We start from the raw sequence: 14,833 nt of genomic DNA on the forward strand, positions 1-14,833 counted from the left end.
CGTTTGCGCCCAGCGGCGTCATTAACCGTTTATTAGCCTTAACAAAGGATTGTCGGCTCAGAGCAAGCTGGTTGAGCGCCAAACCGCGCTGTCTGAGGGACCTGAAATGGCCAACACGATCCTGTCGAACGGCGTCCGCAACAACCTGTTGACCCTCCAGCAGACCACGGCCCAGCAGAGCGTGATCCAGAACCGCCTGGCGACCGGCAGGAAGGTCAACTCGGCGATCGACAATCCGGTGAACTACTTCACTTCGGTTTCGCTGAACGATCGTTCGAGCCAGCTCACCGGCCTGCTCGATGGCATCTCCAACGGCATCCAGACCATCCAGGCTGCTTCCAAGGGCATCGACGGCATCACCAAGCTGGTGCAGTCGCTGCAGTCGACGGTGAAGCAGGCCCAGGCCGACGCGGCTCAGAACCGCCCGACCAAGGCCGGCACGGGGCTCGCCACCCAGACGGAAGTCGCCGTCACCAGCAAGAGCCTGAAAGACATCGCCCTCGACAAGAAGCTCGTCGACGACAATGCGGGCGTCGCCAACGACGCCACGGCATCCTACTCCGGCAACGTCGGCATGGCGGCCGCGACAACCGACATCGGTATTTCGATCGTCGCCGGCTCGACGACCTACGAAGCCTCCTTCTCTGCAGCTAACGCGACGGTCCGCGATCTCGTCAACGAGATCAACAAGTCGGGCATCGCCACCGCCTTCGTCGATGAGAAGGGCCAGCTCAACGTCAAGGGCACCGGTTCGGAACCGCTGCAGTTCGGTATCGGCGCGAACACAGCGCCTGGAACCGCCATCACCTCCGCCCAGACCGGTCTCGCCAATACTGCTGTCGGCTTGGCCGCGACCGATCGCACCGGCGCCGGTATCACTGCCCCGAACGTTACCTCCGCCGTGCGCTCGAACCTGATCGACCAGTTCAACGACCTGCGCAACAAGATCGACGACCTCGCCAAGGATTCGAGCTATAACGGCATCAACCTGCTGAACGGCGACCGGCTGTCGATCGTCTTCAACGAGAAGACCGGCAAGAACCAGACCAAGCTCGACATCCAGGGCTCGAACATCACTGCCGACAATCTCGGCATTCCGCGCGCCATCAACACCCAGCTCGCCGGCTTCATCAACTTCCAGAACGACGCCGATCTCGACAAGGCGACCGCCGCCCTGACCAGTTCGCTGACCTCGCTGAAGTCGCTGGCTTCGACCTTCGGTTCGAATCTCTCGGTTGCGCAGACCCGGCAGGACTTCACCAAGGAACTCTCCAACGTCCTGATCACCGGCGCCGGCAACCTCGTCCTGGCCGATCCGAACGAGGAAGGCGCCAGCCTCCTCGCGCTCAACACCCGCCAGCAGCTCTCCCAGACGGCGCTGTCGCTGGCCAATCAGGCCGACCAGGGCGTGCTGCGCCTCTTCGGCTGAGTCGCCACGCGCAGCCCCTCCCCTCCAGCCAGAAGGCTCAGACCGACATGGCCCTCAAGGTCGAGCTCAAGCCGAACGAGCGCATCATCATCGGCTCGGTCGTCATCCGCAACGACGAACAGCGCACCCGCTTCTTCATCGAAGGCGAGGCGCCGATCCTGCGCGAGAAGGACATTCTCACCGGCGCGACAGCAGACACGCCGGCCAAGAAGATCTATCTCGCGATCCAGCTCATGTACCTGGCTGGCGACCCGACGACGCAACACGAGGTCTATTTCCAGCTGGTGCGCGACTTCCTGCAGGCGGCGCCGAGCGCTTTGCCGCATATGTCCGAAATCAATAACTGCATTTTAAGCGGTGAGCTCTACAAAGCACTCAAGGCGGCCAAGACGCTGATCTCCTACGAGGCGGAACTGCTCGAGCATGCAAAGCGGGTTTAATGCCTACGCCGCGGCCTCGAAGGCGGCGCTGAACGTCCAGTCACCGCGCGAACTCGAAGCCGGTCTATTGCTCAAGGCGGCCGCCCGTCTCCAGATGATCGTCGATGACTGGGCCGCCCGTTCCGGCGAGCTCGACGGAGCCCTGGCCTATAATCGCAAGCTCTGGACCTTGCTGGTCTCAGCTGTGATCGCCGAGGACAATCCGTTGCCGGTCGAGATCAAGCGCAACATCCTCGGGTTGGCCAACTTCATCTTCAACCGGACCTTCCAGGTCGCCGCAGCGCCGGAGCCGCAGGCGCTCGCCGCCCTCGTCAACATCAATCGCGAGATCGCCGCCGGCCTGCGCGGCCGCTGAACCCTCTACCCGCACCTTCGACAAGAGAAAACGGCCCGGATCGCTCCGGGCCGTTTTCTCGTTCAGGCCTGCGACCTTCGGCGGCGGCCTCAGAGATAGTTCGTCAGGCGCAGTTGCTGCAGCATCGAGGTGGTCTGGTAACTCGCCTGCAGAGTGGTCTGCAGCGCCAGGATCTGCATCGCGACCTCCTCTTTGGTGATGTCCTCTACGCCTGCAAGCGTCGTGTTGAGATAGTTCGATGTCGCGGTGTGCCGCTCCTTGGCCTGTGACATCGCAGTCTGCGCCGAGCCGAGTTCGACGATGAGCTCCGAGGGCGCCTGCGTTCCGGTCGGGAAACCGATATTGTTGCGCACCCGCTCGGTCATCGCCTCGTAGCGCAGCTTCGAGTTCGGGTCGCTTGCCGGGAAGGTCTCAGCCGCCATGATCGCGAACTGCGCGAGGCCAGTGCGGAACGCCTCCTCGTTGGCGCGGGCGCCAGCTGCCACCTGCTGGCCCTGGTCGACCTGGACGCTCGCCGTCGCCCTTGCCGAGCCGGCGGCATCGTCGCCCTGATACCAGATCACCGTGTTCGCGGCGGTGCCCGGCGCCGGCGCGGCCGTCGCGGTGTTGAAGGGCGGTCCGGGCACCCTGAGCGGCGGATTGCTCGGGCTGCCGGCGAAGAAATCCTTGGCCGCGACCTGGGCAGAGGCGGCCGACAGTGACGTATTCGCCTCGCGCGACAACGCTGCGTTGATCGAGGCGCGCAGATTGGTCGCGGTGGTGGTGGCGTCAGTCCCGATGACGAAACCATCCGCGGCGGCGCCCGTGGTGCCGGCCGCCCGGGCCGTCAGGGTGACCTCCTTCGTCGTGCCGTCCGGGAGGGACAGCGCGATCTTCAGCGTGTCACCCGGCTGCGGCAGCGCGGCGACGTTGACGGCAATGTCGGCCGGCGGGCCGGCCGTATAGGCGGTGGTCAGCGCCGCCGTGCTGCTCGAGGCGTTGGTCAGCTTGAAACCGTAGGGCAGCCCGGCCGCCTCCTCGGCGATCGTCGCGTTCGTGCCGGCACCGCCGGTGACGAGCCGGCCGAGGCCACCGGCGCCGAGATCGGCCTGCTTGCGCTCGGAGATCAGCTGCTTCAGGCCGGCGCGAGTGGCGTCACCATCCATGATCAGCGAGAAGCCTTCGACCGGTTCGACATCGCTGGTCCGGCCGGAGAACAGGTAACGGCCGTTCACCTGCGAGCCTAGGAGATCGAGCGTCTGCTTGAACTTCTCCTCGGCGAGAACCTGCGGCGAGGTGCGGCCGGTCGAGGTCTCGACATAGCTGTCCGGCCGCGCATCGGCCCGTGTCTCGCCGGCGAGCTTGGCGAAGTTCTCGACCGCCTTCGTCATCAGCTTGAGGTTGACGTCGGCGCGCTGGATGCCGGTCAGATAACCGTCGAGCGTCGAGAGCTTGTTGTTGAGATCGAGGCTGACGCCGCGATCCATGCCGAGGCCGGCAAAGGTCTCCGACTTCTTCTGCGTCGTCAATTGGCGCTGCAGATCGTCGAGCTGGCCGCGCATCGAAACGAACTGGTTCGGGTTGGCGAGGCGATAGGCGCCGGTACCGGTTGGAGTGATGGTCATGGACTATCTCCTCACAGTCTCATCAGCACGTCGAGCAACTCCTTGACGGTGGAGATGACGCGTGCGTTGGCGGCGTAAGCGCTCTGCAATTCGATCAGCGTCGACATTTCCTGGTCGACATTGACCTTGGTGTCTTCGAGAAAGCGGCTCTGCACCGAAGAGAAGGCGACCTGCTGGCCCTCGTCGAGGCGCTTGGCCTGCTCGCTCGCCTGGCCCTGCCCGGCCACGACGCGCTGGACGAGGCTGGAGACCGTGCCGCTCGAGGTCGCGGTCGAACCGTCGAAGCCGGTCGCGTTGGTGAAGCTGCGCTGGCTCGAGGTCAGGCGATCATAGAGAAATTTTGGCCGGGTCGTGTCGCCCTGCGGCGTCGCCGGGCTGGTATTGAAGACGACCAAGCGGGAGCGATCGGCGATCAGGTCCGGATTGACTGTGATGCGCGAGGCGAAGCCCGTCGACTGAGCCCCACCCTCATAGGAGCCGGTATAGACGCCGTTGTTGCGGCCATCGACGAAGAAGGGCAATTCGCCCGTGCCGCCGGTGAGCGAGGTTTGAGTCGGGCGCGCGGTCAGGCCGACGACATCGCGGGTCGCGCCGGCGCCGTCATCGACGATGCGCAGCACCGAGCCGGTGTTCGAGACGGTGAAGCCGGGGCCGATAGCCGCCTGCATCTGCGCAGCGACCGAGGCCGGCCCGCCGGAGAAGTCGATGCCGATGACGCGGTTGTTGGCATCGCCCTGGGCCGAGGCCGGCAGCGGCAGAGAGGCAGCCGACTCGACACGGACGAAGGTGAAGCGCTGCGTCTGCCCGCCGGGCGTGACCTTGTAGTCGAGCGTCACCGAATTGCCGGACTGCAGCCCGGCGAGGTCGACGTCGAAGCCGGTGGCGGCGCCGGCGGTCACCGCCGTGCCAGCGATCTCGCGATCGGAGAGCGCACTCGACAGCTGAGCGGCGATCTCGTCGAGCTGCTTTTGCGCCTGCACCAGCGTCTTGTCGCGCAGCTCGACCAGCGCCCCGATCTCACCGGAGCGGAAGGTGTTGTTGGCGATGGCGTCGAAGCCGTTGCCGTTCAGGTCCCGGGCGATGATCGTGCCGACACCGCGCGTGGCGGGATCGGTGCTCCACTGCGATTGCGGCCCGATATTGGCGCGCGCGTCGAACTCGAACTTGACCGTCGGGCGCCCGTCGAAAAGCTGTGTGCCGGAGGCGGTGGTGATGTTGATCGCACCGTTCGGGCGCTCGTCAGTGCGGATTTCGACATATTGCGACAGCTCGGAGACGATCCGGTCGCGCTGGTCGCGCAGATCCGCCGTGCCGGAGGTCTGCTGGGCGTTGACGATGCGCGCATTGACGTTGGTCAGCTGGTCGAGCAGCTCGTTGACGCGGGTGACCGCCGAGCCGATGCCGGCCTCGGCCTGGCTGCGCTCCTGCTGGACCCCCTCCGAGAGGCCGCGCAGGCGGCTGGCGAGCTGGCTCGCCGCATCGAGCACCGCTGTGCGGTTCGTGTAGGAAGACGGGTCGTTCTGCAGCGCCTGCAACGAGCTGGTGAAGCTGCTGTACATCGAGTCCAGCGCCGTCTTGCTGCCGGGTGCGCCATAGAGCTGGTCGAGATTGGCGAAGACCTGGGCGCGCGTCGAGGTATAGGCCGCGCCCGAGCTCTCCTGCAGGAGCTGATGCTGGACGATACGGTCGAGCAGGCGCTGGACGTTCGGATTGCTGACCCCGACGGTGCCGCCGGAGACTGAATCGACGCTCGAGACATTGCGCCGGACATAGCCGGGCGTGCCGGCATTGGCGACGTTCTGCGAAACGACGCCGATGCCGATCTGCGCGCTGTTCAGCCCGGAAATGGCGGTGCCGAGCGAAGTGCTGAGACCCATCGTCAACTCCTGTCGTCTTGGCCCAGCCCTTCTGGGCTGTCAGGACCAGGCTGCGTTCAGCCGTTCAGCGGATGATGTTGAAGACGTCGCGCAGCATCTCCTGCGCCGTGGAGATCACCTTGGTGTTGGCCGAATAGGCCTGCTGGGTGACGATCATCTTCGAGAACTCGTCGGCGATGTCGGTGTTGGACTGCTCGACATTGCCGCCGATCAGCGCCGCGGTGCCGAGGCCGACGATTGGAGCGCCCGACTCGATCGTCTCCTCGAAGGCGCCGCCATCGAGCCGTTTCAGCGCATTGCCTGCGTTGAAGCGGGCGACCGCAATCTGCGCCAGCGCCACGACCTGGCCGTTGCTGAAGGTACCGATCACCTGGCCCTCGTTCGAGATCGAGACCCGGTCGAGCGTGCCGGCGGTGTAGCCGTTCTGGCGGATGCTGCGGGCGTCGATCTGGCCGCTGGTGTCGCCATTCTGCGTCAGGCTGATGCCGTTGGTGACGATGCTGATGGGGGCGGTGGCGGGCGAGATGGCGGTACCGCCGATCGTCATGGGCGGTATGGTAATGTTGCCGCTGGCCGGCAATGTCATCTTGCCGGTCGAATCGAAGGTGATGGCGGTATTGACGTTGCGATAGGCAACGGTCGCGCCAGTCGCACTGGTGTTCTCGGCGATGAACAGGTTCCAGGTGTCGGGGGTTCCCGGCGCCGGAGTGGTCGTAGCATTGGAGATCTTGGCCCAGCGCAGCTCGACGCTCGTCGCCTTGCCGAGGGTATCGTAGACCGTGACCGAGCCGCCGGGGATCGAGCGGTTGAGGAAGAGAGTCAGGTCGCTGCCGACCACGGTGCCGGTACCGCCCGCCGCCGTCGTGCTGGGATTCGTGCCGAAGCCCGTGCCGGCATTGAGCAGCTCGGAGCCGGGGGTCGCCGTATTGGCCTGGTTCGTTTTCGGGTAGGCGGGAATGTTGGCGCTGTATTCGATCTGGGTCGTCGCCTTGGCCGGGAACTGGTCCTTGGTGATGCGCAGCACGTCGGGCTGGCTGCCAATCACCTGGCCGGTGACGGGATCGATCTTCTGGCCCTTCAGATAGTAGCCGGCGCCGTTGACGAGATAGCCGTCGGCGTCGAAGTCGAAATCGCCGCGGCGGGTGTAGAGATTGCTGTTGGCGAACTGGGTCGAAGCCCCGACGCCGCTCTGGCGCTGGTCGACCACGAAGAAGCCGTCGCCGTTGATCGCCGCATTGGTGTCGATGCGGGTGGCGTTGAGGTCGCCCTGGATCGTATTGGTGGCGCGGCTATAGGAAGCGACCGTACCGGCAATCTGCCGATTCAGCGCCGAATCCGGCACCAGGTCCGAGAAGCTGGTATCGACCCTCTTGAAGCCGGCGGTGCGCGAGTTCGCGATGTTGCCGGAGATATTTTCGAGGGCATAGGACTGGGCCTGCATGCCCGTCACCGCCGTCGTCAGCGCACTGAAAACACCCATCGCAACCTCACCTGCGATCCGACCTGGACTGCGCCCCCCATGGGCGGCATGTCGAACCGAGGCTTCAGTTTGCACGGCCTGTGCCAGCGCCGTGCGTGAGCTATTTCAAGAGCTTGAATGGTTTTCGAAAGGTTTCCTGACGATTCCGACCGGGCAGATTCGTCCATCGCCGGCAAATTCTGCCGGGCTCAAGCGTCCTCACCGCCCCAGCCGGAAAGATCGCCGGCGACATCCGACAACCCCGGCGGCTTCTCCTCGACGAAGGGCAGCGGGCGGCAGACCGCGATGGCCGCGAGCCCGATGCGTGCGGTCAGCAAGCCGTTGAGGACGCCCTCGCCGAGCTTGGCCGAAAGCCGCGCCGCCAGTCCCTGGCCGAGGACCTGCTGGATGACGGCATCGCCCGCCGCAATGCCGCCGGTGACGACGAGATGGCCGAGCACCTGCCGCGCCAGTCGGAGCAGGCCGAGAGCGCCCGGGCGGCCGGCATAGACCGTGGCGATCGCCCGCAGCAGCCGGGCGCAGGCGACGAGCACGAAGACGACATCGACCAGCGCCCGCGGGCTCACCGCGGTGACGAGCGAGACCCGCCGCGCCGCCTGCGCTACCTGCGCCTGCGCGAGCGCATCGAGCGGCGCAAGCAGACTGCGCTCGGCAACCGTCAGCAGGTCGCGGGCGGCAAGCAATTGCGGCGTATGGGCCGAGAGCTCCGCCCTGCCCTTCGCCGTTTCCGGCCGGCCGCCATAGAGCTTGTCGAGATCAACCGCGACGGCGCGCGCCTTGGCGAGATCGCTCTCGGCCAGAGCTATGACAGCGCGCTCGCGCAGCGCCTCGACCCGCCGCTCACGCAGGATATCGCGCAGCACGCGCAGCAGCATGACCAGCAGCGCCAGTGCCGCCACGCCGGCGCAGACCAGCGCCGCGATGCCGACGGCCGGATTGAGGGCGAGCAGCCATCTGATCGTCTGCTCCGCCCAGACCGTGACGGACAATGCCAGCAGGCCCGACAGCGCCGCGACGAACAGGCTGCCCCAGCTGAAGCGGCGGCGCGGTGCCACCGGAGCCGATATGGCGTCGGGCTCGATCGGCTCGACCTCCGGCACGATCGCAACATCGCTACGGCCGCCGAAGACGGCGTCCTCGGAAGATCCCTCCTGCGGGCCCAGACGGATGGCGCGCGGCACCTTGCTCATGCTCGCCCCTCCTTCACGCCAGTTTGTCGCCGATCAGGAATTCGAGTGCGCGGTCGAGGCGGATTTGCGGCGGTGGCGTAAGGCGCCCGCCGGCATCCGGCTTGACCAGCGGCGGTCGGAATCGCGGCGCCCGCACATGCCAGCGCAGCGCATCCGGATCGAAGATCGCCTCGGGCCGCTCCGGCAGGTCGCCGGGAAAGATCGCAGCCTCCGTCTGGCCATCGAAGACCTCGCCGTCGACCACCTCGCCCGCCTCGGGCACGCCGGCAATGGCGGGCAGTTCCTCGCGGCCCTCGCGGATACGGACCTCGCGCGTGGCGCGGATCGCGGCAAAGGCCATCGCCTCGACCTTGGCGCCCGCCCCTTGCGCCCGCGCCGAGGCGCGCGAAACCAGATGCGACATCACCCCGGCGAGGCGGTCATGGCTGGTATGGTGGAGATGGTCGGCCTTGGTCGCGGCGAACAGCACCTTCTCGATCCGCGGCGCGAACAGGCTCGACAGCAGGCTGTTGCGGCCGACAGCGAAAGCGGAGAGCGCCTGGCCGAGCGCGGTTTCGAGGTCGGCGAGTGCAGCCGGGCCGGCATCGAGCGCCGCCAGCGCATCGACCAGGACGATCTGCCGGTCGAGCCTGGCGAAATGCTCGCGGAAGAACGGCCCGACCACGACGCGCTTATAGGCCTCGAAGCGCTCCGCCATCAGCCCGGCGAGCGTGCCATCCTGCGGCTGCGCACCCGGGGCCAGATCGAGCGGCGCGAAGGTCAGGGCCGGCGAGCCTTCGAGATCGCCCGGCATCAGGAAGCGGCCGGGCGGCGTCACCGCCACCGCCTCGGGATCGGCGCGCAAGGCGGCCAGATAGGCCTTGAAGGCGTCGCTCGCAGCCTCCGCCGCCAATTCGTCCGCCGGCCCGGCCGGATCGCGCTGCTTCAGATCCTCGAGCCAGGGCGCGGCGGTGGCGTGCCGGTGGGTCTTGCGTGCGTCCGCTACCGCCTGCGCCGACCAGTCGGCATAGTCCTGGCCGATCAGCGCGAGGTCGAGCAGCCATTCGCCGGGGTAGTCGACGATATCGAGGGTCAACGTCGCCGGGCCCTTGAACCAGCCTTGCGCCCGCTCGTAATCGATCTCGAGCCTGAGCTCCGAAATCCGCCGCGTCGAGTCCGGCCAGCGCCGATCTGCGCCTGAAAGCGCGGCGCGATGCGCCTCATAGGGAAAGCGCGGAATCTCAGGATCGGGCTGCGGCACCAGCCTGACCCGCGCGATCCGTCCCTCCGCCGAGGCCTTCAGCACAGGCAGTTTCGCACCCTCGACCAGGTTCTGGATCAGCGCTGTGGTGAAGACCGTCTTGCCCGAGCGCGACAGGCCGGTGACGCCGATGCGCAGCCGCGGTCGCGCCAGCCCGAGCAGGCTGTCGCCAAAGGCGAGCGCGGCATTGCGCGCCTCGTCGAGATAGGAACCGGACGCCATCAGGCGATCCGCATCATTCGTCGGGGCCTTCGCCGAGCGAGGCGGGCGTGACGAAACGGTCGAGCCGGCCGTTGCGCAGGGAAAGATCGCGCCAGTCTTCGATGGAAAAATCGATCACGGCGAGCCCGCAGGTCGGATATTTCTGCGCCATCCGCGCCGCCGCATAGCGGTCGCCATGGCCGGCGAGCTTGGCGGCGAGCTCCTCGAAGCCGGGATTGTGGCCGATCATCAGCAGCGTGCGGACTTCGGGCTCGGTCTCCTGAACGACGTTGAGCAGGCGCTCCGGCCTGGCCTCGTAGATGCGCGGCTCGAAATGCGTCGGCGGCTTCTCCGGCAGCATCGGCTTGACCAGCTCCCAGGTCTCGGCCGTGCGCTTCGCCGGCGAGATCAGGACGAGGTCAGGCAGCAACAGCTCCTCGGCGAGATAGCGGCCCATGACCGGAGCGGCCTCGCGCCCGCGCATGGCGAGGGGGCGGTCGCGGTCGGCGGTGTTGGCAGGCCAGGCCGATTTGGCGTGGCGCAGAAGCATCAGGCGGCGCATGGCCGCCATCTAACCACGGCTGGCGGGATTTGCGAGAGGTTCGGCAGGCACCGTCCTCATTGCAGCGAGCAGCATGTCCATGAGCCGGCCCGAATAAAGCCCCAGCAGGCGCTCGCGCCCGCCCGGTTGCATTTCCAACGGCGCGAGCTGGCCATCGATCAGCATGGTCGAGAATCCATGGGTGATCGACCAGACGAACAGGATCTCGGCGAGATCGGCATCGTCGCCATAGCTCGACGGCAGGCGCGTCAGCACCTCCTCGCCATCGACGCGCCGCCCCAGCGCCAGCTTGGTTTCCCGGACCAGGATGCCGAAGGCCCGGACGGCGGCGCGGCGCAGATCGTCGTCTCCGCTCTTCAGGCCCAATCGTCCGAAGACGACGCGGAAGCGACCGGGCCGGGTCAGCGCGACCTCGAGATAGCCCTCGCAGATCGCCGCCAGTCGATCGCCGCCGGACGCTTCGGCTTTCGCGACAGCCGCCTCCATCGTCTGCGACAGGTCGTCGAAGCCGAGCGTCGCAATCGCCGTCAGCAGGCCGACGAGATTGCCGAAATGATGCGCCGGCGCGGCCGGCGAGACACCCGCCCGGCGGGCGCATTCGCGCAAGGTAAAGCCGCCGACGCCCTTCTCGGCCAGCACCGCCTCAGCTGCATCGATCATCGCCTGGCGCAGATCGCCATGATGATACCCGCCCCGCTTGATCACGCCGCCTGCTGTCATCGCAACGCCCTGCCTACGCTCGTCAAAATCAAACTTGACGCCGTCAAGATATCGCAATAGGACGACATCGCAACTGAACAGTGTCAAGATAGGAGTGCATGATGCCTCTCAGCTTGGACGATGCCTTCACCCGCGCCGGCCAGTTGGCCATGCTCGGCTGGCTCGCGCTGATCCTGCTGCCGCGCTGGCGCGGCATTTCGGCGGCCCTCGCCGGCTGGATCATCCCGGCTTTGCTCTCCCTCGGCTATGCCGTGCTGATCGCCGTCCACTGGCATGATGCCAAGGGCGGCTTCTCCTCGCTCGATTCGGTTGCGGCCCTGTTCGCCTCGAAGCCGCTGCTGCTCGCCGGCTGGGTCCATTATCTCGCCTTCGACCTCTTCCTCGGCAACTGGATCCTGCGCCGCTCGCAGGCAGAGGCGATCCCGCATTGGCTGATGCTGCCGGTGCTGCCGATGACCTTCCTGTTCGGCCCGGTCGGCTTCATCGCCTATCTCTTGCTGGAGGCCTGCTTTCGCCTGGCGCGCGAAGACCGCATCGCCAGGCTCCAGGCCCGCATGCCGGCCTGGTTGCCCGATCTCGAGCTCGAGCCACGCCTCACCGCGGCGGCCTTCGCCATGCTGGCCTTGGCGGTGCCGACCTTGTTCGCCTGGCTGATCGACATCAGGCAGTTCCAGGGCGTCGACACCTGGATCAAGCCGCTGAAATTCGAGATCTCGGTCGCTTTCTACCTGCTCACGCTGGCGCTGTTCCTGCCGCTCGCCGGCGACCGTTTCCGCGCCTCCTGGGCCGGGCGCTACATCGTCTGGCCGGTGATCGTGCCGATCGTCCTCGAAGTGCTCTACATCGCCTGGCGCGCCTCGCGTGTGGAAGCCTCGCACTACAACAGCGACAGCGCGCTCGGCGTCTGGCTCTACACGCTGATGGGCATCGGCGCGGTGATGTTCACGATCGCGCCCGGCTTCCTCGCCTATGGCCTCGCCCGCCGCGACACAGCGCCAATACCGGATGTCGTGCGCTGGTCGCTGGTCGTCGGCCTCGCCCTCACCTGTGTCTTCGGGCTCCTGAGCGGCGCCCTCCTCGGCTCGAGCCCCACCGGCCACTATGTCGGCGCCGTGCCGGTCGATCATCGGACGCTTCCGGTTTTCGGCTGGTCGCTCGCGATCGGAGACCTGCGCATCGCACATTTCCTTGGCCTGCACGCTTTGCAGATCATTCCGGCGATCGGGGTGCTGCTCTGGCTGGCGACGCGGCAGAGCAGAACCGGACTCGTAACCCTCGGCGCGGTCTCCGCCGCCTATGCTGCACTCACCGCGACAGCGCTCGTCGCGGCGCTGCAGGCGCGCCCGCTGCTCGGGCTTGGCTGAGGCCCGTCACGTATCGCCCGCCTCGGGATCAAGCGTAAGGTCCCCCGCGCCCGGCTCGTAGCGCAGCAGGTCCCCGGGCTGGCAGTCGAGCACGGCGCAAATTCGGGTGAGCGTGTCGAAGCGCATGCCGCGGACCTTGCCGGATTTCAGCTGCGAGACCTGCTGCTCGGTCAGCCCGATGCGTTGGGCCAGTTCCTTCGAGCGCATCTTGCGACGCGCCAGCATGACATCGAGTTCGACGATGATCGGCATCGCCCAACTCCTACACGAAACTCTGATTCTCGTCCGCGAGCCGGACCGCCTCCCTGAGCACCAGCCCGAAGGCGACCAGCGCGGCCCCGGCCGCCAGCGCGCCGAAAGTGCCGGGATCGAGCGTGATCGCCAGCTGCTTCTGGCCTGACGGGTTGTCGAAGGTCAGCGCCACGCTCTGCAGCCCACGTGTGAGCGGCGTCGCCACGCCCATCGCTGTCAGCAGCCAGCCGACTCGCGTCAGTCGCTGCGCGTTCTCCTCCTCCAGCACCAGGCCGCGGCCGAAGCGCCCGAACAGGCTGGCGAGCCGCAGCATCGCCGCGACGAAGAGCCCGGCGGGGACCAGGCCGATCGTAAGCGCGATCCAGTAGCCGCGCTCCGACAGCGGGCCGATCGGCGCGCTGACGCCGATCGTGCCGCGGGCATAGTCGGCAAGCTTACCCGGATCGAGCCAGAGCCAGACCACGCCGACAGCCATCAACACCGCGGCCGCAAAGCAGAAGATGCGTGCGACGGCACTGACGCGACGCAGCCTCGCCATGGCCGGCCGGCTTTGGTTCGAGCTTGCTGAGGACGCCATTTCATTTCACTCCGCGGTTGACAAAATTAAACTAAGAGATGAATTTCTGAATGTCAAAGCCATTTCAATGAGAGCTCCAATGCGCATCGCCCTGCCCACCAGTCTCCTGCTCGGCTGCCTGCTCGCCGGCTGCGGCCATGTCCCGCTGACCTCGCTGCCCAAACTGGCAAAGATCGACATCCGGACGACCGACCTCGCGCAGCTACGCGCCGGCATCAGCCTGCCGGCCGACATCCGCCCGCTTCCGGGCGGCGTCACCATGACCATCGTCGCCTTGCCCAAGGATGGCGGCCGGCATGAGCGCAAAGTCGTGCTGGAGGAGGTCCGCGACGCGGCCGAGCTGGCGAAGCTGCCGACGCTGGCCGCTCCCGGACGCCGCTTCACCTTGTTCAGGCTGGGGGCAGCCGATGCCGCCCGCCTCAGCGCCTTCCGCGAGGAGATGTTCGCCGGGCCGCAGAACAGCGGCAATCGCGGCAGCCTGGCGCTCGGCACCGACAAGGCTTGCCGGCTCGGCGAGCTCTCGGGCAAGCCGATCACCATGACCGGCTATCTCAGGACGTCGGAAACGCAGGACTATGTCCTGCTGATGCGCGACTTCGACCTCAAGGAAGCCGTTCGCGAAATCGACCCCAAGGTCGATCTCGCCACGGCGATCCCGCCCTGCGACGCGATCCCGGCGACGAAGGTCAGCGGCTCTCCCGCCGCACCATGAAGGCGAGCTTCTCGAACAGCGAGACATCCTGCTCGTTCTTGAGCAGCGCGCCGTGCAGCGGCGGGATCAGCTTGCGTGGATCGCGCTCGCGCAGCACCTCGGGGCCGATATCGTCGGCGACGAGGAGCTTCAGCCAGTCGAGCAGCTCGGAGGTCGAGGGCTTCTTCTTGATGCCCGGCACCTCGCGCACCTCGAAGAACAGCCGCAGCGCCTCCTCCATCAGCCGCTTCTTGATGCCGGGGAAATGGACCTCGATGATCTGCTGCATCGTCTCGGCGTCGGGGAAACGGATGTAGTGGAAGAAGCAGCGACGCAGGAAGGCGTCCGGCAATTCCTTCTCGTTGTTCGAGGTGATGATCATCACCGGCCGCTGCGCCGCCCTGATCGTCTCGCCGGTCTCGTAGACATGGAACTCCATGCGATCGAGCTCGAGCAGGAGATCGTTCGGGAACTCGATATCGGCCTTGTCGATCTCGTCGATCAGCAACACAGGGCGGGCCGGCGAAACGAAGGCCTCCCAGAGCTTGCCGCGCTTGATGTAGTTGCCGATATCGGAGACGCGGGCATCGCCGAGCTGGCTGTCGCGCAGGCGGCTGACCGCATCATATTCGTAGAGCCCCTGCTGCGCCTTGGTGGTCGACTTGACGTGCCAGGTCAGCAGCGGCGCGCCGAGCGCGGCGGCGATCTCCTCAGCCAGCACCGTTTTGCCGGTGCCTGGCTCGCCCTTGACCAGCAGCGGCCGCTCCAGCCGGATCGCGGCGTTGACCGCGACCGTCAGATCCTCGGTGGCGACGTAAGAAGCGGTGCCGGTAAAGCGCATGCGGTACCCT

The 14,833-nt window shown here is 66.6% G+C and carries 15 protein-coding genes; 5 read left to right on the forward strand and 10 right to left on the reverse strand.

All coding sequences use genetic code 11. The annotated features are described in order from the left end of the window. The first annotated feature begins 106 nt into the window (after positions 1-106). Genes ACSQ3M_RS11990 through flaF form a run of 3 tightly spaced genes read left to right on the forward strand, consistent with a single transcriptional unit; the run spans position 107 to position 2,224 of the window. Complete coding sequence (locus ACSQ3M_RS11990) at positions 107-1,429, forward strand: flagellin (protein ID WP_436150315.1); 1,323 nt, start codon at positions 107-109, stop codon at positions 1,427-1,429. A gap of 47 nt (positions 1,430-1,476) precedes the next feature. Next, on the forward strand, positions 1,477-1,869 hold the full coding sequence (gene flbT / locus ACSQ3M_RS11995; RefSeq protein WP_436150316.1) for a flagellar biosynthesis repressor FlbT: 393 nt from the start codon (positions 1,477-1,479) through the stop codon (positions 1,867-1,869). Next, on the forward strand, positions 1,853-2,224 hold the full coding sequence (flaF, locus tag ACSQ3M_RS12000) for a flagellar biosynthesis regulator FlaF (protein ID WP_436150317.1): 372 nt from the start codon (positions 1,853-1,855) through the stop codon (positions 2,222-2,224). Before flbT ends, flaF begins: the two co-directional genes overlap by 17 nt. A gap of 89 nt (positions 2,225-2,313) precedes the next feature. Here flaF and ACSQ3M_RS12005 read toward each other — a convergent pair whose 3' ends face one another. The 7 genes from ACSQ3M_RS12005 to ACSQ3M_RS12035 all read right to left on the reverse strand — a co-directional run bounded on the left by ACSQ3M_RS12005 (position 2,314) and on the right by ACSQ3M_RS12035 (position 11,098). Beyond that, a complete protein-coding gene (locus tag ACSQ3M_RS12005) occupies positions 2,314-3,828 on the reverse strand; it encodes a flagellar biosynthesis protein FlgL (protein ID WP_436150318.1) in 1,515 nt (504 codons plus the stop codon). Positions 3,829-3,839: 11 nt separating this feature from the next. Continuing rightward, on the reverse strand, positions 3,840-5,705 hold the full coding sequence (gene flgK, locus ACSQ3M_RS12010; protein ID WP_436150319.1) for a flagellar hook-associated protein FlgK: 1,866 nt from the start codon (positions 5,703-5,705) through the stop codon (positions 3,840-3,842). Between the two features lie 64 nt (positions 5,706-5,769). Further along, entirely contained in the window at positions 5,770-7,185 is a 1,416-nt protein-coding gene (locus tag ACSQ3M_RS12015) for a flagellar hook protein FlgE (RefSeq protein WP_436150320.1), read from the reverse strand. Between the two features lie 188 nt (positions 7,186-7,373). After that, positions 7,374-8,375 carry a YcjF family protein gene (locus tag ACSQ3M_RS12020; protein ID WP_436150321.1) on the reverse strand — a complete coding sequence of 334 codons (1,002 nt, stop codon included), beginning with the start codon at positions 8,373-8,375 and terminating at the stop codon, positions 7,374-7,376. A gap of 13 nt (positions 8,376-8,388) precedes the next feature. Further along, positions 8,389-9,837 (reverse strand): YcjX family protein, encoded by a 1,449-nt coding sequence (locus ACSQ3M_RS12025; protein WP_436150322.1) that lies wholly within the window; start codon positions 9,835-9,837, stop codon positions 8,389-8,391. A 13-nt stretch (positions 9,838-9,850) separates the two neighbouring features. Then, positions 9,851-10,378, reverse strand: a complete 528-nt coding sequence (locus tag ACSQ3M_RS12030) for a SixA phosphatase family protein (protein WP_436150323.1) — start codon at positions 10,376-10,378, stop codon at positions 9,851-9,853. 9 nt (positions 10,379-10,387) lie between these two features. Continuing rightward, a complete protein-coding gene (locus tag ACSQ3M_RS12035; RefSeq protein ID WP_436150324.1) occupies positions 10,388-11,098 on the reverse strand; it encodes a TetR/AcrR family transcriptional regulator in 711 nt (236 codons plus the stop codon). A 101-nt stretch (positions 11,099-11,199) separates the two neighbouring features. Between ACSQ3M_RS12035 and ACSQ3M_RS12040 the strand changes: the two genes are divergently transcribed. After that, positions 11,200-12,462 carry an ABA4-like family protein gene (locus ACSQ3M_RS12040; protein ID WP_436150325.1) on the forward strand — a complete coding sequence of 421 codons (1,263 nt, stop codon included), beginning with the start codon at positions 11,200-11,202 and terminating at the stop codon, positions 12,460-12,462. Positions 12,463-12,468: 6 nt separating this feature from the next. Here the strand turns inward: ACSQ3M_RS12040 and ACSQ3M_RS12045 are convergent, their stop codons facing one another. Together ACSQ3M_RS12045 and ACSQ3M_RS12050 are read right to left on the reverse strand one after the other, a co-directional pair. Beyond that, on the reverse strand, positions 12,469-12,714 hold the full coding sequence (locus ACSQ3M_RS12045) for a helix-turn-helix domain-containing protein (protein ID WP_436150326.1): 246 nt from the start codon (positions 12,712-12,714) through the stop codon (positions 12,469-12,471). Positions 12,715-12,724: 10 nt separating this feature from the next. Further along, the gene (locus ACSQ3M_RS12050) at positions 12,725-13,252 is read right to left on the reverse strand and encodes a DUF2975 domain-containing protein (protein WP_436150327.1); all 528 of its coding nucleotides are present in this window, start codon (positions 13,250-13,252) and stop codon (positions 12,725-12,727) included. Positions 13,253-13,370: 118 nt separating this feature from the next. Between ACSQ3M_RS12050 and ACSQ3M_RS12055 the strand changes: the two genes are divergently transcribed. Further along, complete coding sequence (locus tag ACSQ3M_RS12055; protein WP_436150328.1) at positions 13,371-14,003, forward strand: hypothetical protein; 633 nt, start codon at positions 13,371-13,373, stop codon at positions 14,001-14,003. Here the strand turns inward: ACSQ3M_RS12055 and ACSQ3M_RS12060 are convergent. After that, a complete protein-coding gene (locus ACSQ3M_RS12060; protein ID WP_436150329.1) occupies positions 13,978-14,823 on the reverse strand; it encodes an AAA family ATPase in 846 nt (281 codons plus the stop codon). The genes ACSQ3M_RS12055 and ACSQ3M_RS12060 overlap by 26 nt on opposite strands. Positions 14,824-14,833 lie beyond the last annotated feature (10 nt).

The sequence above is a fragment of the Allobosea sp. LjRoot90 genome (assembly GCF_964254315.1).
In the GTDB taxonomy this organism is placed as follows: domain Bacteria; phylum Pseudomonadota; class Alphaproteobacteria; order Rhizobiales; family Beijerinckiaceae; genus Allobosea.